The 25161-nt window shown below is 51.7% G+C and carries 21 protein-coding genes; 13 read left to right on the top strand and 8 right to left on the bottom strand.

The window, feature by feature from the left end:
- Positions 1 to 12 precede the first annotated feature (12 nt).
- The 7 genes from PY990_RS10670 to moaA all read right to left on the bottom strand — a co-directional run bounded on the left by PY990_RS10670 (position 13) and on the right by moaA (position 8796).
- A complete protein-coding gene (locus PY990_RS10670; protein WP_275271579.1) occupies positions 13 to 1212 on the bottom strand; it encodes an Ig-like domain-containing protein in 1200 nt (399 codons plus the stop codon).
- Between the two features lie 139 nt (positions 1213 to 1351).
- On the bottom strand, positions 1352 to 2710 hold the full coding sequence (locus tag PY990_RS10665; protein ID WP_275271578.1) for an HlyD family type I secretion periplasmic adaptor subunit: 1359 nt from the start codon (positions 2708 to 2710) through the stop codon (positions 1352 to 1354).
- A gap of 3 nt (positions 2711 to 2713) precedes the next feature.
- A complete protein-coding gene (locus PY990_RS10660) occupies positions 2714 to 4837 on the bottom strand; it encodes an ATP-binding cassette domain-containing protein (RefSeq protein WP_275271577.1) in 2124 nt (707 codons plus the stop codon).
- A gap of 100 nt (positions 4838 to 4937) precedes the next feature.
- The gene (gene moeA / locus PY990_RS10655; protein ID WP_275271576.1) at positions 4938 to 6182 is read right to left on the bottom strand and encodes a molybdopterin molybdotransferase MoeA; all 1245 of its coding nucleotides are present in this window, start codon (positions 6180 to 6182) and stop codon (positions 4938 to 4940) included.
- A gap of 15 nt (positions 6183 to 6197) precedes the next feature.
- Entirely contained in the window at positions 6198 to 6791 is a 594-nt protein-coding gene (gene mobA / locus PY990_RS10650) for a molybdenum cofactor guanylyltransferase MobA (protein WP_275271575.1), read from the bottom strand.
- Positions 6788 to 7657 (bottom strand): formate dehydrogenase accessory sulfurtransferase FdhD, encoded by an 870-nt coding sequence (locus PY990_RS10645; RefSeq protein WP_275271574.1) that lies wholly within the window; start codon positions 7655 to 7657, stop codon positions 6788 to 6790. The genes mobA and PY990_RS10645 overlap by 4 nt, the downstream gene beginning before the upstream one ends.
- A gap of 20 nt (positions 7658 to 7677) precedes the next feature.
- Entirely contained in the window at positions 7678 to 8796 is a 1119-nt protein-coding gene (gene moaA, locus PY990_RS10640) for a GTP 3',8-cyclase MoaA (RefSeq protein ID WP_275271573.1), read from the bottom strand.
- Between the two features lie 120 nt (positions 8797 to 8916).
- Between moaA and PY990_RS10635 the strand changes: the two genes are divergently transcribed.
- The 10 genes from PY990_RS10635 to PY990_RS10590 all read left to right on the top strand — a co-directional run bounded on the left by PY990_RS10635 (position 8917) and on the right by PY990_RS10590 (position 19635).
- Positions 8917 to 9384 (top strand): DUF3305 domain-containing protein, encoded by a 468-nt coding sequence (locus tag PY990_RS10635; protein WP_275271572.1) that lies wholly within the window; start codon positions 8917 to 8919, stop codon positions 9382 to 9384.
- A gap of 4 nt (positions 9385 to 9388) precedes the next feature.
- The gene (locus PY990_RS10630) at positions 9389 to 10060 is read left to right on the top strand and encodes a DUF3306 domain-containing protein (protein ID WP_275271571.1); all 672 of its coding nucleotides are present in this window, start codon (positions 9389 to 9391) and stop codon (positions 10058 to 10060) included.
- Positions 10061 to 10245: 185 nt separating this feature from the next.
- A complete protein-coding gene (locus PY990_RS10625) occupies positions 10246 to 12360 on the top strand; it encodes a 4Fe-4S binding protein (RefSeq protein ID WP_275271570.1) in 2115 nt (704 codons plus the stop codon).
- Positions 12357 to 12983 carry a TorD/DmsD family molecular chaperone gene (locus tag PY990_RS10620; protein WP_275271569.1) on the top strand — a complete coding sequence of 209 codons (627 nt, stop codon included), beginning with the start codon at positions 12357 to 12359 and terminating at the stop codon, positions 12981 to 12983. Before PY990_RS10625 ends, PY990_RS10620 begins: the two co-directional genes overlap by 4 nt.
- A gap of 14 nt (positions 12984 to 12997) precedes the next feature.
- Positions 12998 to 13216, top strand: a complete 219-nt coding sequence (locus PY990_RS10615; protein WP_008249079.1) for a twin-arginine translocation signal domain-containing protein — start codon at positions 12998 to 13000, stop codon at positions 13214 to 13216.
- 15 nt (positions 13217 to 13231) lie between these two features.
- Positions 13232 to 16171 carry a molybdopterin-dependent oxidoreductase gene (locus PY990_RS10610; RefSeq protein ID WP_275271568.1) on the top strand — a complete coding sequence of 980 codons (2940 nt, stop codon included), beginning with the start codon at positions 13232 to 13234 and terminating at the stop codon, positions 16169 to 16171.
- A gap of 25 nt (positions 16172 to 16196) precedes the next feature.
- Complete coding sequence (fdh3B, locus tag PY990_RS10605; RefSeq protein WP_008249081.1) at positions 16197 to 16799, top strand: formate dehydrogenase FDH3 subunit beta; 603 nt, start codon at positions 16197 to 16199, stop codon at positions 16797 to 16799.
- 1 nt (position 16800) lies between these two features.
- Positions 16801 to 17064 carry a hypothetical protein gene (locus PY990_RS10600; RefSeq protein ID WP_275271567.1) on the top strand — a complete coding sequence of 88 codons (264 nt, stop codon included), beginning with the start codon at positions 16801 to 16803 and terminating at the stop codon, positions 17062 to 17064.
- A gap of 12 nt (positions 17065 to 17076) precedes the next feature.
- A complete protein-coding gene (locus PY990_RS10595; RefSeq protein WP_275271566.1) occupies positions 17077 to 18153 on the top strand; it encodes a formate dehydrogenase subunit gamma in 1077 nt (358 codons plus the stop codon).
- Between the two features lie 537 nt (positions 18154 to 18690).
- Positions 18691 to 19635 carry an esterase/lipase family protein gene (locus PY990_RS10590; protein ID WP_275271565.1) on the top strand — a complete coding sequence of 315 codons (945 nt, stop codon included), beginning with the start codon at positions 18691 to 18693 and terminating at the stop codon, positions 19633 to 19635.
- Between the two features lie 88 nt (positions 19636 to 19723).
- Here PY990_RS10590 and PY990_RS10585 read toward each other — a convergent pair whose 3' ends face one another.
- On the bottom strand, positions 19724 to 22693 hold the full coding sequence (locus tag PY990_RS10585) for an Rne/Rng family ribonuclease (protein WP_275271564.1): 2970 nt from the start codon (positions 22691 to 22693) through the stop codon (positions 19724 to 19726).
- A gap of 420 nt (positions 22694 to 23113) precedes the next feature.
- On the opposite strand from PY990_RS10585, the gene PY990_RS10580 reads away from it, so the two are divergent.
- From PY990_RS10580 to PY990_RS10570, 3 genes are read left to right on the top strand one after another with little or no spacing between them, the layout of a single operon-like run.
- The gene (locus PY990_RS10580; RefSeq protein ID WP_275271563.1) at positions 23114 to 24121 is read left to right on the top strand and encodes an RluA family pseudouridine synthase; all 1008 of its coding nucleotides are present in this window, start codon (positions 23114 to 23116) and stop codon (positions 24119 to 24121) included.
- Positions 24118 to 24780: an HAD-IIIA family hydrolase gene (locus PY990_RS10575; protein ID WP_275271562.1), complete on the top strand. Its 663-nt coding sequence runs from the start codon at positions 24118 to 24120 to the stop codon at positions 24778 to 24780. Before PY990_RS10580 ends, PY990_RS10575 begins: the two co-directional genes overlap by 4 nt.
- Positions 24777 to 25160, top strand: a complete 384-nt coding sequence (locus tag PY990_RS10570) for a Rieske (2Fe-2S) protein (RefSeq protein ID WP_275271561.1) — start codon at positions 24777 to 24779, stop codon at positions 25158 to 25160. The genes PY990_RS10575 and PY990_RS10570 overlap by 4 nt, the downstream gene beginning before the upstream one ends.
- Position 25161: the final 1 nt, after the last annotated feature.

The raw sequence follows: 25161 nt of genomic DNA, 5'->3' as shown, positions 1-25161 counted from the left end.
CGTTAAATTGCATCAGCAAACTGCGGCAGCTTCTTCAGCAGGTGCGCTGGCTGAAGAATCGAAACCACTTGCACTGAGCCCAGAAGCCCAGTCAGTTTTGCTTTGAATGTATTCGTTGGCTTGTTCCCGGGCTTGATCCAGATAGGTTTGTACCTGTTCCTGAACCGCTTCAACTACCGCATCGACTGTGTATTGTTCAGACGAGTATTCATGGTCGTTCATCTTGGGATTGCCCGCGTAGTCGTTGCCATCGATGTATTCCGTGCAATCGGAGTAGCCTGTTGGGCAGTCGTTGTCGTTCACCGGCGTGTCGCCAGGCTCAACGTTCATGTACACATGGGCGGTGTCGGTCAGGCAGCTTTCATCGCCTAGGGTGTAGCTGATGACATCTTCTCCGCAAAAACCCTCGTTGGGTGTGTAGTGCAATTTGCCATCCCTAATTTCAACCATGCCATTTTCGGCGCTGGCCTCGGTGATTTTCAAATCACCGCAGCCGAGGTCATTTTTCAGAACATCGACAATCACTGGGCAATCCACCTTCGTGCTGGCGCAGTCATTAACCGCGTCAACCTCCGGGCAATCAGGATCTGTTTTGCACTCAGGCTCGGGTGTACATTCAGGTTCTGGTTCTGGCTCACAGTCCTCCTGTTCGTCCACTGGGGGGCAGGTGGGTGGCGTAGGGCATTCGCAGTCCTCTTCCTCATCCACAGGTGGGTCTACGGGTGGGGGCTCCTCATTTTCATCGACGGGTGTGGGTGGCGGCATGTCTTTGCATTCCACGCTGGCTGGGCCTTCTTTTTCAACCACGCGAACTGTGTTGGTGCCATTTTCGCCAACTTCACCATCCATGCTGGGCAGTGGGTCCTGGTTAATCCGCTCCACTACATAGCCTTCGCTCAGTTTTGGAAGGTCTTCGGGAACATCGTTGTCTTGGGCACCCACGGTGATGTATTTGCGTATGACATCTTTCTCGGGGGGTGTGCCTGCGTCAAAGGGAACAATCTCGCCGGTTTTTGGCTTGATCAGCCATTCCGTGGGCCCCTCAAGGGGACGAACCATTTCAGGTGCAGTAATTTGCCCGTCGGTAAAGGGTCCCAGTTGAACGACCACCTCGGTTTGCGGTTTGCGCTTTAAGGCTGGGCGCGGTTTCCTGGCTAGGCCAAGGGTACTTGGGTCGCATTCTTGGGCATTCACAACGGGCTTCTCGCTCATGGGGGTCCTCGGGTTCGATGTCATTGATAAGTGATCGAGTCGCGAGTTTGGTTCCAAATCAACTGCGTGCCAAACAGGTGATTGGGTCAGGATGAGTGAGAGTTAACTCTATGGAGTTATTGGGATGACTGGTGTTGATTTACTGTTCAGTAAATGCCTGAATTGAGCCGCGTATGACAGGTTTGGTGAGATAGGACAATACCGTTCGATCTTCAGTTTCAATGCTGACATTGGCGACCATGCCAGGCATCAGACGAATTTTTTCATGCACTTTCAGGCGCGGCACTGTCACTTTCACACTGAAGTAAGGTCGGCCGAATTCATCGAGCAAACTGTCCGCAGAAATACTTTCTACAGTACCTTCAAGTGCGCCGTAAATGGAATAGTCATAGGCTGTGACTCGAATGTTGGCGCTTTGTTCAGGTCGAATGAATGCGATGTCTTTTGGGTTGATTCGTGTCTCGAAAACCAGCTGTTCATCAATTGGCACAATTTCGATCACCTCTTTTCCCGCAGGCACAACGGCACCCCGGGTGTTGTACAAAATACGTTGTACAAGGCCGTCCACCGGCGTTTTTAAGGTGGCCTGGTTCACCCTGTCGTTCAGTTCGATCTGGTTTTGCTCAAGGCTGGCCAAGCGTGCCTTGACTTCCGAGAGCTCGGTGCGTGCTTCGTTGATTTGTTTTAATCGAATTTCTTCAATCTTCTGGCGGGCCTCGCGAATGGCAGAATACAGTCGGTTGGTTTGTGCATTGGCACCTTCATAGTCGCCTTTGGCTTTGGCTACATCGCGTTCAAGTCGCAGTACTTCAACCGGGGATACAGCGCCGCTTTTTAGCAGTGGCCGCATGCTGCTCAATTCTTGTTCCGATATTTCCAGATTCCGTTTGGCTGCGGTGGCGTTGCTTTGTGCTTCGTCGAGTTCGCGTTGCCGTTGGTCAAGCTGCTGTTCATAAATTTGCGTTTGTGCGGCCCATTCTTGCAGTTTGGTTTGTAGCAACTTGGATTCTTGCAGGTACAAATCGGGGTACTGCTGAATGAGTGGGGCAGGCAGGTTTAGCGTTGTGTTGTTAAGTTGTGCCATTAACCGGGCTTCTCGAAATTGAAACGAGGCGTTGATCGCTTCCTTTTCTTTGAGGCTTGATGAAAAACGCGTGATGTCAATTTGAACCAGTTTGTCACCAGCCTTCACCAGCTGACCTTCGCGGACAAACACCTGGTTGATCACGCCGCCGTCTACGGCTTGAATGACTTGCAATCGCTGCGAGGGAACCACACGTGCCTCGCCATGTGCAGCCTGGGGCACTGTTGCAATTGCAGACCACGCCAGCAGGGCCAGCAAGGTAAGGGCGCAGCCATGTACCAGGCGTTTGGTGAGCACTTGTTGTTCATGCCACAGCCTTGACTGGTCCAGCCCTGCAGTTGCCGGCATGTGATGTTCTTCATTCCGCCCGGCAAGCCAGTCGACAATTCGCTGTGCGTGATGTTGAATTTTCATGGTTCAACCTGCATTTTTTTGTTTGTGTTGTGTGGCAAGTGCATTGGCTGCGTGTAGTACTTCAGGCTTGTTGCCCTGCGCGTGAATTTGCCCCTTGTGCATCAGTGCAAGGCTGCTGGCACAAGCCAATAGCCCAAGCTTGTGTGTAGTGAACACCAAAATGCTGTGTTCTGGCAGCTGCTGCAAATGTTGCATCAGCTGGCTCTCCATGTGTTGATCAAGACACACGGTGGGTTCGTCCAGAAGCACCAATTGGGGTTGGCCCGCCAGCGCTCTGCACAGCGACACAGCCTGCTTTTGCCCTGAAGACAAGTTGTTGCCCTGGCTGTCAATGGCCATGTGAATGCCGTCCGGGTGTTGATCTACCCATTCTTTGAGCCCAAGTTGCTGCAGAATTTTCCAGCAGTTCTCAGTACTGATGTGCGGGCGCATGAAGCGAATGTTGTCGAGCAAACTGCCCTTGATCAGCACTGGGGGTTGGCTTGCATAACCCACTTTGGATTGAAATTCACTGCTGTGAAAATGTGCAATCGAAAGCTTGTTGACCGCCAGTTGGCCGTGATCGCATTTCAGTTGTTGGGCGAGCAGTTTGAGCAGGGAGGTTTTTCCAGAGCCTGTTGTACCGATGATTCCAAGCCGGTTTCCCGCGTGCAGTTGCAGGTTCACGGTGCGCAGTATGAAGTCAAAAGGTTGAGCAGTTTCACGGTTGCGGCCCGGTTTCAAAACGTTTGCAAATTCAAGCGCCATGGTGTCGATGCGTTCAAGTGCGGCGCGTTGCTCAGTGGTTTGGGTTTGTTGCCCCAAAAACCGGTCCAGTTCTTCGAAGCTGGCCTGGGCCGAATGGGTTTGTACCAGGTGGGCCTGTAATTTCTGGATGGGTGCAAAGCAGCGCATGGTGAGCATGGAGACTGCGATCAAGCCACCCACGGTGAGTTGTTTTTCAACAATGAAGTAAACACCCAGCGCGATGGTCAGTACCCAACTGCCTTGTTGCAACAGGTGTATTCGTTGATTGATTAAAAACATTTGATCGCGAACTGCATTGCCGCTTAGCCGCGATTTAAGCTGAAGTTTGTTCAACAATTTGCTGTGTGCTTGTTGAACGCCGTGTGCCTGAATGTTGTCCAGACAGGCCAGCGAGTCTAGCCATTGGCTTTGGGTTTCGCGGCTTTGCCGCATTTGTGTTTGCCCGAGCCGGGAAATTGTTCGGTGAGATGTGGCGATGAACAGCAAGGTGAGTCCAATTACTCCGCCCGAGATCAACAGGAAAAGGGGATGAATCAGGGCAATTACCGCCAGAAAAAGCAGCAGAAACGGCAGGTCAATCAGCGCAAGCAGAAACACGCCTGTCACCAATTCACGCAGTTGCTCGAACGAACGAAGGTGCTGCAAAAGCAGGGTTGGTTCGGTTTTGTGGATGGGCACATTCAAGAGTGATTTTGACAGGTGCATGGTGCAGCGGGTGTCGATGGAGGTTGCCGCAATTTCCATCAAGCGATGGCGCGCATGCTTTAAAGCATGCTCAAAACCCAGGCAAAGAAATACACCTAGCAGCAATGCAATCATTGATGCATAAGCTTGGTTAGGAATGATGCGGTCATACACCTGTAGCGAGAACAGCGGGCCTGCCAGGGCCAGCAAGTTGATCAGCAGGGAAGCATAGATCACCGGCTTGAAGCTTCCATTCTCAAAATTGAGTGCTTCTCGCAACCATTGGCTATCGCGGAGCTGTTGCCAAAACTCAAACAGGCTTGCTGGCGCTGGTTCGCTTCGGGTGCCTTCAGTGGTTTTTGGGGCTTCAATTTGCAGGGCCCATTTCAAGGACGCTGGTGGGGAACTCGATGCAATCAGTTCTTCAAGCAAGCCACACTGGCCGTTGTGCAACATGGCCAGCGTGTGTGGACCAAGGTGTTTTATTTCACTGGTGGACACATTTTGAAACAGCTGCCGAGAAATATTGCAGGCTGATAGATAAGCCAACAATTGATTCAGTTCGGGGTCGTTTCCTGTCTCAGCCAAATTGGCTTGCAATGCCCATTGGCTGGGTAAAAACTCCAGCCCCATGTTCTCCAGCACGCTGCACAAGGCGTGTTGCAATGGTTTGATTGGGCGGGGGTCTTGGAGCATGTCAGGGGCCGAAATTCAAGTGCGCCCATGGTAGCGTTTGAATTTCGCCCTGAAAATCACTCACTTGGTTCACTCCCCTGGGTGGGGTGTGTGTTTCTCGTCAGATCAAGCCTTCAAAGGGCAGTGCCAGCACAGTATCACCAGCTTTCAGGTCGCCTTGTTCGTGTTCAAGTACCAGCAAACCATCTGACTCTGACATACTGCGCAAAATTCCTGATCCTTGTGAACACGTCAGGTGGGCAACCAGAACTCCATCTTCCATGACCAGACGAGCGCGTTGATACTCAGTCCGTCCTGGGCGCTTGCGAACGTTTTGGACCAGCTTCGCGTTCAGCATGGGAACTGGCAAGGGGTTGGCATTGGCAAGTTTGAACAATGCGTCGCGCACGAATGCATAAAAGGTCACCATGACTGCGACCGGGTTGCCCGGCAAGCCGAACAAATAGGCGGAGTCGCCATTGGCTTTGTTGTGAACCTCGCCAAAAGCCATTGGGCGACCTGGGCGCATGGCAATTTTCCAGAAATTCACGCTGCCCAGTTTTTCCATGACATGTTTGGTGTAGTCCGCTTCACCCACAGAAACACCGCCCGAAGTCACGATTACATCGGCTTGTTCCATGGCCTGCAACATGGCTTGTTCAAGGGCTTCCGGGGAGTCGTGTACCACACCCATATCCAGCAATTCAATGAATCGCAGTCGGGTCAGCATGCCATACAGTGTGTAGCGGTTGCTGTCATACACGCAGCCTTCATCCAGTGGCTGGCCAAGGGATCGCAATTCGTCGCCAGTGGAGAAAAAAGCAACCCGCAATTTTCTACGCACCGAAATTTCGGCAATGCCGAGCGAGGCCAGCAAACCCAGGTCGGCAGGCCGAAGCACTTTGCCTGCGGGCAGGGCAGGTTTGCCAATCGTTAGGTCTTCACCAGCAAGCCTGCGGTTGTCGCCCGCTTTGACTGCACCTGGTGGAAAGCTGATGTGGTCACCACTGACAGTGGCATTTTCCTGTACCAGCACGGTGTCGCAGTTTTGGGGCATCACTGCACCAGTCATAATGCGCACGCATTCACCATGGGCACAACTGCCGTTGAATGCCTTGCCCGCGTAGGCGGTACCAATCATTTTCAGTTGGGTGATGTCGGCGTTTTGTATGCAGTTGCTGTTGAAGGCGTAGCCATCCATCGCAGAATTGTCATGCGCGGGCACATTAATGGGGGACAACAAATCGGCAGCCAACACCTGGTCCAGTGCGTCGCGAATGGCCACGGTTCGGGTGCCTGTAATCGGCTTGAGAAGCGACAGTATTTTGATTCGCGCTTCTTCAACAGTTTGAAAATCAGTTTCCATACTTTGCCTTGCTACTCAGGATTTTTGTTCGAGTTCTTTGAGTTCTTCGAGGGTATTGACGTTGTGAAAGGCTGCTTCGTCGTCAAACTCAACCGCTTCATGTGGAATGTTGGCGTACCAGGCATCAATTTTTCGACCACCTTTGCGCAAAAATTCCTCCATGTTGGGCAACAGTTCAGTGCGCATCATGCAAAACACGGGGTGATGGCGGCCTTTTGTTGAAGCCACTGTTAGCATCAATCCCACGTTTTTCTCAAATGGTGCACTCAGTTTTTCAACCAGATTCAAGGGGAACATGGGTACATCGCAAGGCACAGTCACCAGGTAAGGCAGGTTGGTGTGGGCAAGCGCCGCTTGCATGCCAGCCAAAGGGCCTGCGTAGTCGGGTTGAATGTCGCACACCACTTCAACACCAAATCCTTCGTACACGCCGATATTTCGGTTGGCATTGATGCATATGTCGCCCACTTGCCCATTGAGTCGCATCATTGCGTGCAACGCCAATGGTGCATTCTTGAAATTGCGCAGACCTTTGTCAACGCCGCCCATGCGGCGACCCATACCACCAGCGAGAATTACGCCAGTGATGTCATCCAGTGAAATGCTCATGCGATTTGTGTGTCAATTAAAGTGTTGAATCGGTGTGTGCCGGTGTAGAGCAAATAGTGCTTGCCCTGGCAGCGACCCAGCATGGTGATGTTCAGTTTCTGGGCAATTTCGTAGCCCATTTGTGTGAGGCCCGAGCGAGAAACCAGCACCGGTATACCCATTTGGGCACACTTGATCACCATCTCGGAAGTCAGCCGGCCAGTGGTGTAAAAAATTTTGTCTTCACCCGTCAAGCCGTGTAACCACATTTGACCCGCGATGGCGTCCACAGCATTGTGTCGCCCCACGTCTTCTACAAACAGCAAAATTTCACCACGGTTTTCACCACTGTTGGAACACAGCGCGCAACCATGCACCGCGCCGGCCTGTTTGTAAATTGACTCGTGTTTACGAACATGGTCCATCACGCCGTACAACACATCTTGCGAAAGATTGTAAGCATTGCTCAGTTGCACTTTGTCCAGGTCTTCCATCAGGTCGCCAAATACGGTTCCTTGTCCGCAACCCGATGTGGTTGTTTTCTTCTCCAACTTCTGCGCTTTTTCGGTGGTTTCCCAAATGGTTTGGCCTGTGTTTTTTAGCACTGTTGAAGTGACTGCAACACTCTCTGTTTCCCAGTCCACATGAATTGCTGCAATTTCTGAAGGGTCGGACACCAGCCTTTGATTGCGCAGCCAGCCTAGCGCCAAGGCCTCAGGTTGAGCACCCAGGGTCATGATGGTCAACAGTTCTTTCTTGTCGAAATACAGGGTGAGCGGATGTTCGCCCGAAATTTGAACCGGTACCTGTTCACCGCGCTCATTGGTGGCAGTTATTTCAACGGTGCTGGGTATGCTCGCGTGGGTGGTTTGTATGTGTGCTGCCATAACTTGTTTCAATGAATTCCTCAGCCGCCGATGTAAGACATTTCGATTCTGTCTTTGGGCTGTGTGGTGTTTTCAGTTCGAATTTCACTGTATCGATCAGCTCGAACAGACCACAGGTTTCTGATCGCATGATTCAGTTGTTCGCCAATCGCTTCAGGCAAGGCGTTCGAGCGAATCAAGGGCTTTAAATCGTGCCCCTTGCTGGCAAACAGGCAGGTGTAAAGCTTGCCCTCAGTGGACAAACGTATGCGTGTACAGTCTTTGCAAAAGGCTTGGGTTACCGACGAAATTACGCCGATTTCACCGGTGCCATCGCTGTATTTCCAGCGTTCAGCCACTTCACCGGTGTAATTGGCATTCAGCATTTGCAATTGCGACACCTGTTGGGAAATCATGTTGATGATGCGCGCCGATGGCACTACCTCGTCCATTTTCCAGCCATTGCTGCTGCCCACATCCATGTACTCAATGAAGCGCAAAATATGAGGTGTACCTTTGAAGTGTTTGGCCATAGGTAACACTTGGTCGTCATTCATGCCACCTTTCACAACCATGTTGACTTTGATCGGCCCCAAGCCAGCCTCATGGGCTGCTTCAATTCCATCGAGTACTTCGTTGACTGAAAAGTCTACGTCGTTCATGGCCTTGAAAACCGCATCGTCGATTGCATCCAGGCTCACCGTGACACGGTTCAACCCGGCTTCTTTCAAAATTTTAGATTTTTTGCGCAACAGGGTGCCGTTAGTCGTCAGCGTGATCTCCACAGGTTTTCCGCCAGGCGTGCGCAAGCGTGCAAGTTGTTCTATCAGGATTTCGATGTTTTTTCGCAGCAGTGGCTCGCCACCGGTAAGGCGTATTTTCTCGACTCCCAGTGCCACGAATTCTCGGGCAACCTGCTCGATTTCTTCAAAGCTGAGCAAGTCTTTGTGTGGCAAGAACTGGTAGTCTTTGTCGAAAATCGACTTGGGCATGCAGTACACGCAACGAAAGTTGCAGCGATCCGTGACAGAAATACGCAAGTCGTGAAGCCTGCGATTGAAATGATCTTTTGCGGGTACTTCACTGTTTTGCGGTGCGCTGAAATTCAAGGGAATTACGCGCGAATTGTCTTGGACCAGTTGAATAACTCGGTCTGTCATCGTTCAATCCCTCGCCCCATGGGGCAAACTCCTATTGTGATACTTGTGGTGTATCTTCTAATCTAATAACCATGAATTGTGCCCGTACTGGCGGGCACCGGCAACTCACAGAGGTGTTTTTTGAGCGCAAAATTTTTGGTGTTGGGTGAACTGGCTTTGAACGTCAAAATCGGGAAGGTGGTACAAAACTCCCCTTGGCAGCCCTTTCGCTGGCAAGTGCTCGAGATGGGGCCAGTGGATGTTTTCATGCCACAGGGTGCGGATGAAAGGGTTCAAACAGTCAATGTCGAGGTGTATCAAGATCAGCTACAAGGCTATTTCCTGAATTTGGACACGGAGACGCCTTTCATTTTCTTTGGGGTACGCTACCCGGAGGACAACAAAACCCAAATGCCCTCCGTATTCGAGGCCACTTTCAGTTACGACGAAGCTGCCCGCTGGATGGATTCCAACGAAGAAGTGCAAACCTTGCCCCTGCCGGCACCAGTGGCCAGCTGGCTTGCCGAGCTGGTTCAGGCCAAATATCAACCCGAGCCCAAGCAGCGTAGGCGTCCTCAGTCCTTCATAAAACCTGAGGAGCGTGGTTAAAGCGATGAGCGAGAATTTTTTAAGCCGATGGTCCAAGCGCAAACTTGAAGTTCGAGCGCGAGAAAAGCTAGCTGAAGACGCCCCGGACTTGCAGGTCAGTGTCCCTCTCCAAGGTAGCGATGCCAATCAGGCTAACGCGGTCAGTGAACTCGCTGATTCACAGCCAAAGGCGCAAACTCCTTCTCAGCCTGAACTTCCATTGCCCACTGAAGCTGATCTTCTGGCCGTGAAGCAGGGTGGGGACATCAAGGCCTTCATGGTGGATAAAGTTTCAACTGAACTGAAGAACAAAGCATTCAAGGCGTTGTTCTCCCGCCCGGAATTCAACGTGATGGACGGTCTGGATATTTATATCGATGATTACAACAAGTTCACGCCGCTGAGTCAGGAAGACATCGGGAAAATGACCCTGTCCAAGCAATTGCTCAGCCGGCCAGACCTTGAAATACTGAAAAAAGCCGACATGGAGGAGGGACTTGAGCGGGTGGCGTCTGTGCTGTCCAGTTCTGATGATTCTGTTCCTGCCGTGTCAGACAAAACAGGTGATATTGAACAAACAGCAGCTGAAAATCCGGATGATCGGGATACTGTTAGGGTTATCCCTGATGGATTGCAAGACTCTGATTTTAATAAAGAACTAGAAAAACGATCGTTCGAAACACCTGGCGAAAAATAACTAATATTTGGTACATTTTGTCTGCGGCTTGTCCAGCTCGATACAGACAAAATGCACCACCCTTCCTATCGGTGTGCAAGCGTCCATTTCTAGACTGCTGATTCTAAATAAAAAAATGTTTTGCCTCACTCTGGCACAAGTTTTGCAAATAAATGCCAAATAACCAAAATAGAAGTATCAATACAATGACCAACTCGGATGTGTTTGTGTGTGGTTGCCAGGGAAGCGGCGAGACAATCGACAAAGCGTTGCAAAACGTGAATGTGGAAGGTATTCGCTTTGTGTCCGCCCAACGTGCTTGCCGAGACGGTATTGCCACCGTGCTTGATGCAAAAAACAAAACCAGCGGCGCACGTTGTTTCGTCGGCTGCACCCAAGAGCAAGCCGTATTCGAATCTTTGGTCGATAGTACAAGTTCTCAAGCTGTTGAGTTTTTCAACCTGCGTGGTTTGCTCCGGGGTCAGCCTTCGGCTCAAAACTCCACCGAAGCCGCCGCGACTGTGGCCGCTCTGGCTGCTTACGAGACCGACTTTCAGGTTGAGCCCGTTCCTGCCGTGTTGTTCAAATCACAAGGCCGGGTTGCCATCGTGGCGAACAGCGACAAGCAATTGCACCACGCGCAAACTCTTGCCAACAATCTGACCGTCGATTTGCTGGTGTCCGATCCTTCAGGTGTTGTTTTGCCTGCCAAGCGCGATTTGAACGTGCAGGCATTGCATGTAGACGCTGCAGAGGGTTATTTGGGTGCGTTCACATTGAGCACTCGCAAGACCAACCCGGTTGACATGGAAATGTGCACACGATGTGGTGCCTGCGTGGATGCATGTCCGACGCAGTCCATTTCGAAGGAATCCCTGACGATCGACTTGAACAGCTGCGATCAATCTGGTGCCTGTATCAAGGCTTGCGGTGATTTCAAAGCCATTTCTTTCGCGGACATGAATGCAGTCACTACACGCCAGTACGACATGGTAATTGACTGCACCATGCCCGGTCTGTTTGCGGATCGCCAGGCACCACTGGGCTATTGGCATGTCGGCGACAGCGACCAGTTGTTGTTGGAAGCGATGCTTGATGCGGTGCAAACCGTGGGCGAGTTCGAGAAGCCAAAGTTCTTTGATTACAAGTCAAATATTTGTGCGCACAGTCGTTCAAACAAAGAGGGTTGCAGCAACTGTATCGATGCCTGTAGCACCAAAGCAATCAAATCTGCAGGCGAGAAAATTGAAGTTAATCCGCACTTGTGTTTGGGTTGTGGTGCTTGCACCACCGTGTGCCCGACCGGTGCCATTCAGTTCGCGCTGAGCCCGGCCACTGTTCAGGGCCGCTCCATCAAAACAGCATTGAAGGCATTCCGGGGCAATGGCGGCAAGAAAGCCGAGGTGCTGCTGCACGGCCCAGATCTTGAGCACAATTGGTTAGAGTCGGCCAAGAAAGCTGCGAAGCCTGCCTCTGGCAAATCGGCAGTTTCAGATTTCAGCTTGTTGCCCATTGAATTGAACCATAGCGCCAGTGTGGGCCCAGATCTTTGGCTGTCTGCCTTGGCTTTCGGTGCCGACCGGGTTACGGTCATGCAGTCTGCGGTCGAGGCCAGCCATTACGGTGAACCTTTGGCCGCGCAGGTGGGTTGGGTGAATGCTTTGCTTGAGGCCATTGGCCTGCAACACCGGGTTCGCGTGTTGCACATCGGTCAAACTGACCTGTTGTTTGCTCCCAGCGAGTTGCAAGCCAGTGGCGTAACTCCAGCCAGTTTTGAATTGTCTTCGAACAAGCGAACTCGAATGGAGTTTGCGATTGATCACTTGGTTGAACATGCCCAGGCCAAGTCGAAGTCCGGTTTTTCAGAACCCATTGCTTTGCCATCTGCCGCGCCGTTCGGTGCCGTGTTGGTGAACAAAGACAAGTGCACCCTGTGCATGAGTTGTACCAGTGCTTGCCCCGCTTCAGCGCTTATCGACAATCCTGAAATGCCCCAGCTGCGTTTTATTGAGCGCAACTGCGTGCAGTGTGGCTTGTGCGTGGAAACCTGCCCCGAAAACGCCATGCAGCTTGTTCCACAATTGCTGCTTGGACCCGCCGCGCGTGAAAAGCGTGTGTTGAATGAGTCGCAACCTTTCCACTGCATTAGTTGCGGTAAAGCTTTTGGCACCAAGCACATGATCGACAACATGTTTGCCAAGCTGAGCCAGCACAGCATGTTCGAGCGCAATGCAAACCGCCTGAAAATGTGTGCAGATTGCCGTGTAACCGACATGTACAGCGCCAAGGATGAAATGACAATTTTTGAGGTGAAGAAATGATCGCCCCGGCTCAACAAGACGACAACCTGATTGCTGGTGAAGACTGGGCCCGTGCAGATTTCTACGGCCTTCTGTCCCATCTGTACTCCGGCAATGTAAGCGATGAGTTTTTGGCGAAATTTCGGGAAATTGACCGGGCTAGCCTGGACATCACCACACCTTTGGGGTTTGAGTTTTCCGAATTGTTGCGTGTGGTTGCGCAGTTTGACAGCAAACAGATCAATCAGGAGTTTGTAGACAACTTCATCGGCATTGGTCGTCCGGAAGTGATGCTCTACGGCTCGTACTACATGGCTGGTTTCCTGAACGAAAAGCCTCTGGTCTTGCTTCGCGACGACTTGGCCAAGTTTGGCCTTACTCGCGATGAGGCCTTGGTGGAAACCGAAGACCACATTGCATTTTTATGCGAAGTGATGCGCTACCTGATTCTGGCAGACGATCCGCCTGTGGCCTTCCCCGAGCAGCGCGCTTTTTTTCATGCACATCTGGCCAGTTGGTATAACCAAATGGCAGATGACATTGAGGCAGCAGCCAATACCGATTTTTACAAAACTGTGGGTCGTTTGACCCGCGTGTTCTTTGATGTTGAAACACAGTCTTTCGATTTTGAAAGTGCCGTTTGATTGGAGGTGATGAGATGACCAAGAAAATGATAAATCAAGACAAACCCAAACTAGCAAGACGCCAATTCCTGGTGGGTGCCGGTGCGGGTGTCGCTGCTGCCGGTGCTGCATTGGTGGTAAGCAAACAACCTGAAGTGGCTGAACAAGCTGCTGCCGCAGGCACTGAGAAGAAATCGAAGGGTTATCAGCTCTCTGAGCACGTGAAAACCTATTACAGAACCTTGCTGGTGTAATCCGAGGAGACCAGGATGTTAAAGCGAAGAGACGAAAAGACAGTGGCCAAAGTGATTCCCAATCACAACCACAGCTTGCTCAATAAAATCGGGTCCCGTTTGGGTGCCACCATGGACCGCCGTGCTTTCTTGAAGCGCTCCGGTATTGGTGTAGGTGCGGGTGCAGTTGCTGGCAGCTTGCCATTTGGCATGGTGCGCAAAGCCGAAGCCGCTGCTGAAGGCGGGGCCGCAAGCGGTGCAATCGAGATTAAGCGTACGATTTGTTCACATTGCTCAGTGGGTTGCGCCACCGATGCCGTGGTTCAGAATGGCGTGTGGGTTCGCCAGAACCCTGTGTTCGACAGCCCCATTAACTTGGGCGCACATTGCGCCAAGGGTGCCGCACTGCGTGAACACGGTCACGGCGAACACCGTTTGAAATACCCCATGAAATTGGTAAACGGCAAGTATGAAAAAATTTCCTGGGATGAAGCCCTGGAAGCCGTCAGCAAAAAAATGATGGAACTGCGCGAGGCCAATGGTCCCGACTCTTTGTTCTTCATTGGCTCATCCAAGCACAGCAATGAGCAGGCTTACCTGCTGCGCAAGTGGGTTTCACTCTGGGGCACGAATAACTGTGACCACCAGGCGCGTATTTGCCACTCCACAACTGTGGCTGGTGTTGCAAATACATGGGGCTATGGCGCGATGACCAACTCCTACAACGACATGCAGAATACCAAGTGTGCGTTGTACATCGGTTCTAACGCGGCCGAAGCACACCCTGTGTCCATGATGCACATGCTGCATGCCAAGGAAACTGGCGCAAAAATGATCGTGGTTGATCCACGTTTCACCCGCACTGCAGCGCGTGCTGACGAATACGTCCGCATCCGCTCAGGTTCAGATATTCCGTTCCTGTTTGGCATGCTTTATCACATTTTCAAGAACGGTTGGGAAGACAAAAAGTACATCAATGACCGTGTGTACGGCATGGACCAGATCAAGGCCGATGTGATGGTCAACTGGACACCCGACAAGGTCGAAGAAGCTTGCGGCGTTGGTGAAGCCCAGATGTACAAAGTGGCTGAAATGATGGCCAAAAATCGCCCCAGCACCTTGGTTTGGTGTATGGGTCAAACTCAGCACACCATTGGCAATGCCATGGTTCGTGCTTCCTGTATCGTACAGCTCGCACTGGGCAATATTGGTGTATCAGGTGGTGGCGCAAACATTTTCCGTGGCCACTGTAACGTTCAGGGTGCCACCGACGTGGGGCCAAACCCAGATTCATTGCCTGGTTACTACGGCGTTGCCGAGGGTTCTTGGAAGCACTGGTGCCGCGTATGGGGTCTTGATTACGAATACATCAAGAGCCGTTATGCCGAAGGCATGAGCACCAAATCCGGTATGACTGTCTCTCGTTGGGTAGACGGTGTGCTTGAAAACCCAGAGCTGATTGATCAGAAAGCTGGCAACTTGCGTGGTCTGTTCTTCTGGGGCCATGCACCAAACTCACAAACCCGTGGTTTGGACATGAAAAAAGCCATGGATAAACTCGACCTGTTGGTCATTGTTGACCCGTACCCAACAGCCGCTGCTGCAATGGCCGCCATGCCAGGCGACCCTGCCGGTTTGAATCCAAACCGCGAAGTGTACTTGTTGCCCGCAACAACCCAGTTCGAATCTTCGGGTTCAATTACAGCGTCTAACCGCTCAGTTCAGTGGCGTGAGAAAGTTATTGAGCCATTGTTCGATAGCCGTAACGACCACATGATCATGTATCAGCTGGCTGAGAAGCTGGGCTTTGCAGCCGAGTTGACCAAGAACCTGACCATGATCAAGGGCAAGGGCGGCATGATGGAACCGGAAATTGAGTCCATCCTGCGCGAGATCAACAAAGGCACTTGGACTATTGGCTACACAGGCCAAAGCCCAGAGCGCTTGAAGCTGCACATGAAAAACATGCACACCTTCAATGTGCGCACGCTGAAAGCTGAAGGCGGTCCTTGTGACGGTGAATACTTCGGTTTGCCATGGCCATGCTACGGCACACCAGAAGCCAAGCACCCAGGGTCACCGAACCTGTACCAGACCGACAAGCACGTGATGGACGGTGGCGGTAATTTCCGCGCCAACTTCGGTGTTGAGAAAGATGGCGTTAACCTTTTGGCTGAAGACGGATCTCATTCATTGGGTTCTGAAATCACGACCGGTTACCCAGAATTCACAGCCGACATGGTCAAGCAGTTGGGTTGGTGGGACGACCTTACCGAAGCTGAGAAGGCCGAGGCCGAGGGCAAGAACTGGAAGACTGACCTTTCTGGTGGTATCCAGCGCGTGGTCATGAAGCACGGTTGCCATCCGTTCGGCAATGCGAAAGCCCGTGCTGTGGTGTGGAACTTCCCGGATCCAGTGCCCAAGCATCGTGAACCGCTGTACTCGACCAAGCCCGATTTGGTGGCCAAGTACCCAACGCACGATGACAAGGCCGGTTTCTGGCGCTTGCCAACGTTGTACAAGTCAATTCAAGAGAAGAACGCCGACATCGGCAAATCTTTCCCATTGATCATGACTTCAGGCCGATTGGTGGAATACGAAGGTGGTGGTGAAGAGACCCGTTCCAACCCATGGTTGGCCGAACTTCAGCAAAACATGTTCGTTGAAATTAACCCTGCAGCAGCGAATGACCGCGGTATCAAGCACGGCGATATGGTGCGTGTGATGACACCAACAGGCGCGAAAATCGAGGTTCAGGCCCAGGTTACCCGTCGTGTTGGTCCGGACACGGTCTTCTTGCCGTTCCACTTCTCTGGACATTGGGAAGGTAAGGATATGCTGAGCAGCTATCCGGAGGGTGCAGCACCAATCGTTCGTGGTGAAGCAGTGAACACTGCAACTACCTACGGCTATGACAGCGTGACGATGATGCAGGAAACGAAGACCACCGTTTGCCAGATTGAAAAGCTGGTTTAAGCACTAATGCAAAGGAGATAAGAAAATGGCACGTATGAAGTTTCTGTGTGATGCCGAGCGTTGCATTGAGTGCAATGGCTGCGTCACCGCATGTAAAAACGAGCACGAGGTAGAGTGGGGCATTAACCGCCGCCGCGTGGTAACCATCAACGACGGCGAACCCGGAGAGCGTTCAATCTCTGTAGCCTGTATGCACTGTTCAGATGCGCCTTGCCAGGCTGTCTGTCCCGTAAATTGCTTCTACAAGACCGACGAAGGTGTTGTGTTGCACGACAAGGACCTGTGTATCGGTTGCGGATACTGCTTCTACGCATGTCCGTTCGGCGCACCACAATTCCCTCAGGAGGGTGCATTCGGTCAGCGCGGCAAGATGGACAAGTGCACATTCTGTGCAGGTGGCCCAGAAGAAGACGCTTCCGAAGCCGAGTTCGAGAAATATGGTCGCAACCGTTTGGCTGAAGGCAAGTTGCCACTGTGTGCTGAAATGTGTTCAACCAAAGCATTGTTGGCGGGTGACGGCGACGTAGTCTCCGACATCTTCCGCAATCGCGTGGTAGTTCGCGGCAAAGGCGCTGAAGTTTGGGGCTGGAGTTCTGCTTACGGTCAACCTGCCAAGGAGGGCGCATAACATGGCGCTTCGCGGTAAGTTGATTCTTTCCGGGGCCCTCGCGGGCCTTGTTCTGGCCACTGGCTGCTCACCCCTGGAAGACGCCAACAATGGCAAGGGTTATGCAGGCAAAGCCGATACACCAGCATTTGAAACGGGCGGCGGTCAGTACACTGCCGGCGGTTTCAAGGCAGGTGACAAGGAAAGCTGGCAAGAAACCCTGAATGTTCGAGCCAAAGCCCAGAACGAGTATGTTCGTACTGGCGATTCGGCAAAGGCCCAATAAGGAGAGTCAATCATGACACATTCAACCATTCGGGCTGTGGCGCAGCCAGGCATGGGCAAGGCGTTGTTCGCCTTGTTCGCTGCCCTGGTTTTCGCTGTCTGCTCACTTTGGTCAATGGGGGCCATTGCGCAAGATGCATCTGAACGCGCGCAAGCGCAAGTTCAGAAGCAACAAACGCAGCCCTTGAATAACTCACCGGTTTGGTCTGGGGTTGCGTCGGGTGAATCATTCACCACCGTAACCAAAGGCCGTGAAACAGGTGTGTTGATCAACAAAAGCGGTGAAACCTGGCGCCAAATGCGCAACGACTGGATCTCCTACTATGGCGGCTGGGCTGTTGCATTGGTTTTTCTGGCAATTATGGGGGCTCACTTGGTGAAAGGCCCTGTAAAGTTGCCCGAACCGCGCACCGGCAAGTTGATCGAGCGTTTTACCTCGGCAGAACGTGTGGCCCACTGGACCATGGCATTTAGTTTTGTGGCACTGGCGCTTACCGGTTTGTTGTTGATGTTTGGTAAACATGTGCTGGCACCGTGGATGGGCTTAACGCTCAACTCATGGCTTGCATCGATCAGCATTGTGATTCACAACTTCGTAGGTCCGTTGTTTGCTGTCAGCATCATTGTGTTTTTCATCATGTATGTGAAAGACAATCTGCCAGAGAAAAACGACATTGAGTGGCTCAAAAAAGGTGGTGGTTTGTTCGGGCACGCCCCGGCGGGTCGCTTCAACATGGGCGAGAAAATCTGGTTCTGGGGCGGCGTCACAGTGCTTGGCATTGTAGTGTCTGCAACTGGACTTATTCTCGACTTCCCGAACTTCGACCAAGACCGTTTGCTCATGCAGCAGTCACATGTGATCCATGCCAGCGCGGCGCTGTTGTTCATCATCATGTCCATGGGGCACATCTACATCGGCTCAATCGGTATGGAAGGTGCGCTTGAGGCCATGCGTGACGGTTATGTGGATGAAACATGGGCGAAAGCTCACCACGATGCCTGGTACGACGACATCAAGGCTGGCAAGGTTTCGCCAGTGCGCTCCAAGGAAGGCGCAACAGCCATGGGTTCTCAGGTGATGGCGCAGTAATTTTAAACGCCGTTTATTCACCTAGGCGCCAATGGCAAATAGGGAAAAGCCCGCTCAGAAATGAGTGGGCTTTTTTTATGTGTTTGGTGCATTGACCAGCAATGAATGGTGCAAAGCACAAACAACGTACGCACTAAATATAATCACGCTGTTAAATAGTGCGTTAATTTATCTGAAATTAATAAGTAAAAATGCATTGGAAAATGGTGTATGTTTACTGCCATCAAAATTCAAAATTTGCCTAGAAGGCATTGTCAGATCGTGATTGCAAAATAATGTGAATTAAATTGCATTCGCCTGGTATGCAACTTGCGCTTCCAGACCTGAGGAGCCGGGCTTGACCCACCTCAAAGAAGTTTGGCTTTCTGCCCTTTTTTGTCCTATCCCGGATTTTTTAGCGCGGCCGAAAGAATCTGAATAGGATTTGCGATGAAACCATTCAAGCTGTTTGTAATTTCCTCTTTTTTAGTATTGTCTGCGTGTGGGTCAGACAATCCCATCAATTCAGAGTCCTCCCGAATCTCTTCCAGTGGCTTTGTGCCAGCTGATAGCCCTTCGCCACCTCTATTAATTTCCGAGCAAGAACTTGATGCAGCCATGCAGTGCAGTGAGGGCTTTGGCAGCGATTCCGGACGTGCTGTTTTGCTGGTTCCGGGCGCGACCCAAACAGTTGAAAGCAACTTCAGCTGGAATTACATTCCTGCTTTTGATGAAGCAGGCATTCCTTGGTGTGCCGTTGATTTGCCCAACAGCAATACAGGTGAGCTTCAAGCATCATCGGAATACATTACGCACGCAATTCGCAAGATGTTTCGTACCACCAACACCAAAATCGCAATTGTTGGTTTCAGTCAGGGCGGCGTGATGCCCCGTTGGTCTTTGAAATTTTTCCCGGACACCCGTGACATGGTTGAAGACATGATTGGCATTGCTGCTGCAAACCACGGTTTGATTGAGACCAGCTTGTTGTGTGCGACGCCAGTGATCGGCTGTATTACCTCATTCACCCAAATTGCTGTTGCAGCCAAGTGGCTTGATGCTTTAAATGCTGGAGGCGAAACTTTGCCAGGTATCGATTACACGCAGGTCTACACCCGAACCGACGACGTCGCCATTCCGAATTTCGATGAGGAAAATGGCGTGTCAAGCCTGCGCACAGGTGAGGGAAACAAAGTCAACATTGCAACCCAAGACGTGTGTCCGACCAACACGGCAGATCATTTTCTGGTGGGTTCTTCCGATGCGGTCGGGTACGCAATTGTGAGTGACGCACTTTCGCATCCTGGTGTAGCCAGTCTTGAGCGTCTGAAAGCGCAGGTTCCAGCGTTGTGTTTGACACCCTTCATGCCTGGCGTTGACCCCTTGTCATTCCCTATTAACTTTGCGACCAAGATGATGAGCACATTTGCGCAGTCGGTGGCTTTGCAGCCCAAAAGCACAGAAGAGCCCCCATTGCGTTGCTATGCGGGTGGAATGTGTTGAACTCAATTTGAATAAGAAAAGCCCGGTGACTGGCTTGTCACCGGGCTTTTTTGTTTCAGCACAGAGATCTGACTGAGACGATATTGCTTTAGTTCGAACCTGACCTGAATTCTGGCTTGGTTTCAACCAGTACCAGGTTCTCGCTTGCAATTTGAACAACCGGCTTGCGCTCGCGCGGAACACGTGCGGGTTTTGGTGTGGACGCTAGGTTGGCTTGAACCACAGACCATTTTTCATGGTCAGTTTCAACCCACAGCATGCCAGCACTGCTCAGCATTTGCTCAAGGCCTTCCTTGTTCAGCTTGGGTACCGGAGCTGCGAAAGTCGCGGCAACCGGCGCTTCCTGAACCTTGGATTCAACAACTGTTTCAACCGCTACCGGCGCAAACGGTGTTGGTTCTGCAGGAGTTTGGTCTACAAACGCGTCAACTGCGCTCGCTACTGCAGCTTGCTCGGTTGTCGACTCAGTTGACGGCACAGCTGTGTCTGCAACTTCACTTGTCGCTTCAGTCGTAACTTCAGTCTCTTTGGGTTGGGCCACCGCAGCAATCACCGATTGCACAGCCTGAATTTCAGGCGCGCGCACATTGGATTCATCTGGGTTGTTTTCAGTCGAGCCCATTTGTGTTGGCTCGGCTGGCAGTCCCATGTCAGAAACATTCAGACCGGTTGCCGCAATGGTGTGCTCCGGGGTTTCCTCTGAAGACTCTGAAGCGTTCAATTCCGATCCGGCGTTTTCACGCGCACCTTCACGATTGCCACCCCGACCACGGCGACGACGACGGCGACGTGGCTCATCGCCACCCGTTTCTTCATCAGACCCATAGGACATCGTTTCGGCGATCTTGTTGGCAAGCTCTTCGTCTTCCGCAGCATCTGCGGTCTGGAATGCGTCTTCCGACTGCATTGCAGACTGCTCAAGCGCCGCACCGGCTTCACCTTCTCCAGCGCCACGACCACCTCGGCCGCGACGACGGCGACGGCGTCCGCCACGTTCATTCTGCTCTGCGGTGTCTGCTGCATCGCCAGCGGCAGCTTCGACAGCTGCCAATGGTTTCACTTCAAGCACCTCAGCGCCGGCTGCCCGTTCTTCACGAGGTTTGCCTCGGCCACCACGGTTCTGTTGAGCAGCACGTGGCTGTAGAGCGTCTGCAGCTTTTACCTCGTCGCCAGCGGCTGTCCCTGTAGACTCGTCTTCCCGGCCACGCCCGCCACGACGGCGATTGCGTCCGCCACGGCCATTGCGCTGATCGTTTCGATCACCCTGCGGGCGACCTTGGCCACGTCCGCCACGGTCGCTGGATTTCTGGTCAATTACCACCGCAGGCACTTCAACTGTGGTGTCGCGCTTGAACCAGGAAATGATTCGTTGGATCAGTGAAGGACCAGCGGGTGCGGCTGCTGCCACAACCACATCGGTTTTAGGTTTGCGTTCCTGGTGGGGCGGTGCGGGCTGGGTTGGAATTACACCCTTGATCACCGCTTCCTGACGTTTTACAGCTTCGCCTTCGGTTTTCTTGTCGTAGTAGCTTTGCTCATCTTTGGATGTAGCCAACTCAAAACTTTGACGCGGGTCTTCCAGACGTTCGTCGTCATGGCGCAGGCGAGTAATTTCATAGTGGGGTGTTTCCAAATGTTTATTTGGAATCAACAGCACATTCACCTTCAAGCGCGCTTCCAGTTTGTAAATTTCTGAGCGTTTTTCGTTCAGCAGAAATGTAGCCACATCGACCGGAACCTGCACATGCACGCTGGCTGTACCTTCCTTCATGGCTTCTTCTTGCAGAATACGAAGCACATGCAAGGCGGTGCTTTCGGTATCGCGAATCACGCCCGTGCCGTTGCAGCGAGGGCAAGTGGTGTGCGAACCTTCATTCAGGGCAGGGCGGATGCGTTGACGGCTTAGTTCCATCAGGCCGAAACGGCTGATCTTGCCCATCTGTACGCGCGCACGGTCAAAATGCAGGCTGTCTTTAACCCGGTTTTCGACCTCTTTCTGGTTGCTGGCTTTTTCCATGTCGATGAAATCGATCACGATCAGGCCGCCCAGGTCGCGCAAGCGCAACTGGCGGGCCACTTCTTCTGCAGCTTCTAGGTTGGTACGCAAAGCCGTGTCTTCAATGTCGGTTCCGCGTGTGGAGCGGGCCGAGTTCACGTCGATCGACACCAAAGCTTCAGTGTGGTCAATCACAATGGCGCCGCCTGAGGGCAGGGGAACCATGCGGCTGTACGCGGTTTCAATCTGGTGTTCAATCTGGAAACGGCTGAACAAGGGAATGTCGTCGCGGTAGCGCTTCACCAAATTCATCATGTCAGGCATCACATGCTGCATGAATTGCTTGGCTTGGTCGTAAATTTCATCGGTATCAATCAGTACTTCACCGATATCCGGGCTGAAGTAATCGCGAATGGCGCGAATGACAAGGCTGCTTTCCTGGTAAATCAGGAACGCACCATTGGCAGATTTGCCAGCGCCATCAATTGCCGTCCACAGTTGCAACAGATAGTTCAGGTCCCATTGCAGTTCCTCAACCGAACGCCCAATGCCCGCTGTACGGGCAATAATGCTCATTCCCTTGGGGTACTCAAGCTTGTCGAGTGCTTCGCGCAATTCCTGGCGTTCTTCGCCTTCAATGCGGCGTGAAACGCCACCACCACGCGGGTTATTAGGCATCAGCACCAAATAACGGCCAGCCAGCGAAATGAATGTGGTCAGGGCAGCGCCCTTGTTACCACGTTCTTCTTTTTCGACCTGAACAAACAGTTCTTGGCCTTCTTTGACGACGTCTTGAATGCGGGCCTTACCCGCTTCAACGCCTTCTTTGAAATATTGTCGGGAAATTTCCTTGAATGGCAAAAAACCGTGTCGGTCTTCGCCGTAGTTGACGAAACAAGCTTCAAGACTGGGTTCTACGCGGGTAATAACACCCTTGTAAATATTGCTTTTCCGTTGTTCACGGCCCGCTGTTTCAATGTCAATGTCGATAAGTTTCTGGCCGTCGACAATTGCGACCCGCAACTCTTCTGAATGAGTTGCGTTAAATAACATGCGCTTCATGCACACTCCAATGGCACCGCAGTGCGAAAAGAGATGCTGAAAAAGCGGAAGGAACAAAGAGATGCAAAAACGAATACAACAAAGCGCCGCTCGGCTTTAACCAAGAGCGGCGATTATACTAAGGCATTGATATTTAATAATAAATATTGGTTCAAATTTCACCTGCGTAAGGTGGGCCTGCGTCGTTTTTGTTAGTACCCAGCGCTTCTTGTGCGCGCTGGTGCGTAAAATTCTTTGTTTCCAGCTTAAGGCGGGCATTCAGCCGCGCGCCTCTTTTTCAGCCATCATTGCCACCATCCAGGGTAGGCGGCACACCCACTAAATAAAATCACGGTGGGGCGTATCCAGAAGTGTTTTCGGACGCTTCCCAAGCGATAATTCGATTATATGCTGAACCTGCCCAATTGGTAAAACAAAGAATTGAAAACACAGGAAAAACCCAATCCCGACAGGGCTGTTTTGCTCGAAATTGACGAAAAACATCAAGACCAGCGATTGGACAACTTTTTGTGCAGCGTGTGTAAAGGTGTGCCCAAAAGCCATGTGTTTCGAATTATCCGGTCGGGGGAGGTTCGAATCAATAAAAAGCGTGCCGAAGCAAAAACCAAGCTATGCCTTGGTGATGTCGTACGTATTCCCCCTATTCAAGTTGTTGAAAAACAAACACTTGAATCTATGTCATCAAGTAATGTGGTGAATAAAACTCAACTTTTAAAAGCCGCCGCTGAAATACCCGTGTTGTTTGAAGACGAGCATTTGCTGGTGGTCAACAAGCCGTCTGGCATGGCAGTTCATGGTGGGTCGGGCTCAAGCTTTGGGTTAATTGAATGTATTCGAGCACTTAGGGCTGAAACCTATCAAGATTTGGAGCTTGTTCACCGCATCGACCGTGAAACCTCCGGAATTTTGATTATTTCCAAAAAGCGTAGTGCTCTCAGAAAGTTACAAGAGCAACTTAGGGCCAGGTCCTGGAAAAAGTACTATAAAACTTTGGTGTTGGGTTCTTGGCCAGAAACACTTAGGCAAGTTGATCTTCCGTTGTTGAAAACACAGGCTGGCGAGAAAGAAGCAAGGGTTTTTGTTGATGAAGCCGGCGATAAAGCTTGTACAAAATTTCAAATAATTCAGCGTTATAAGTCATCTTATTCAACCTTTACTTTAATTCAAGCTCAAATTCTGACAGGTCGAACTCACCAAATTAGAGTGCACACCAGTGCCAACAAATTTCCAATTGCTGGCGATGATCGCTATGGCAATTTTGAAATGAACAAGCAGCTTGCCAGGCAGGGCTTGAAACGCATGTTTTTGCACGCAGCACGCCTGCAACTGGTTCATCCAGCTACAAATGAAACTATAGTGTTGGAGGCGCCTTTGGCCCCCGAATTGGACAGTTTTTTAAAATCGTTACAGGCAGTACAAAGCAGATGACCTACAAAATGGTGGTGTTTGACTGGGATGGCACCATACTCGACTCAACCGGCGCAATTACACGTGCCATTCAGCATGCATGCCTTGATGCCGGGCTGCCCGACCCGGGTGAAGAAATTGCCTCCTATGTTATTGGGTTGGGCTTGAGCGATGCCTTGCGCCACGCAGCCCCCGGAGCCAGCGAGGCTCAAATTGCCTTGTTGGTTGAAAGTTACCGCAAGCATTACCTCAGTAAAGATCACGAATTGGAGCTGTTCAGTGGCGCAATACCCCTTTTGAAGCAATTGAATGCGATGGGTATTATTTGCACAGTGGCCACTGGCAAAAGCCGGCAAGGCCTGAACCGTGCCATGGCGAATTCCGACACCGCCCGTTATTTTATGGGTTCGCGTTGTGCCGATGAATGCCACAGCAAGCCGCATCCCCAAATGATTCTGGAGTTGATGGAAGAGTTTGACATTGATGCTGCGCATGTCGTGATGATTGGTGACACCACACATGACTTGAACATGGCCAATGCGGCTGGTGTGCATGCACTTTCTGTTCAAACCGGTGCGCATCCGCCCAAACTCTTGAACCAAGTGCCCCATTTGCAGTCTTTTCGTTCAATCAATGAATTGGCCCCGTGGCTAATTCAAACTATTTCAGCCCATTCATGACTATGCAGCAAATTCAGGTATGCCAATCCGGTGATCTTAAAGAGGGTGGCACGGGCTACCGCTTCAGGGTGCTGTACAACAGTGAGGAGACCACCGCATTTGTTGTGCGGGTTGATAACGAAGTCAGGTGCTTTTTGAATCGTTGTTCCCATGTGCCCGTTGAGCTTGACTGGAACTACGGCGAATTTCTCGACGATTCCGGGCGTATCGTAATTTGTGCCACGCACGGTGCCAGTTACGACGCCACAGATGGCAGCTGTTTGGGCGGTCCGTGCGACGGTAACCCGTTGGTGCGATTGAATATCGAAGAAAAAGACGGTGCAGTGTACTGGACCCCTACCGAACTAATTACAGTGCCTTCCGATGGTATTGAGGACTAAA

Source organism: Limnobacter olei, assembly GCF_029087225.1.
GTDB lineage: Bacteria > Pseudomonadota > Gammaproteobacteria > Burkholderiales > Burkholderiaceae_B > Limnobacter > Limnobacter olei.
This window is presented reverse-complemented; position numbering and strand designations above follow the sequence as displayed.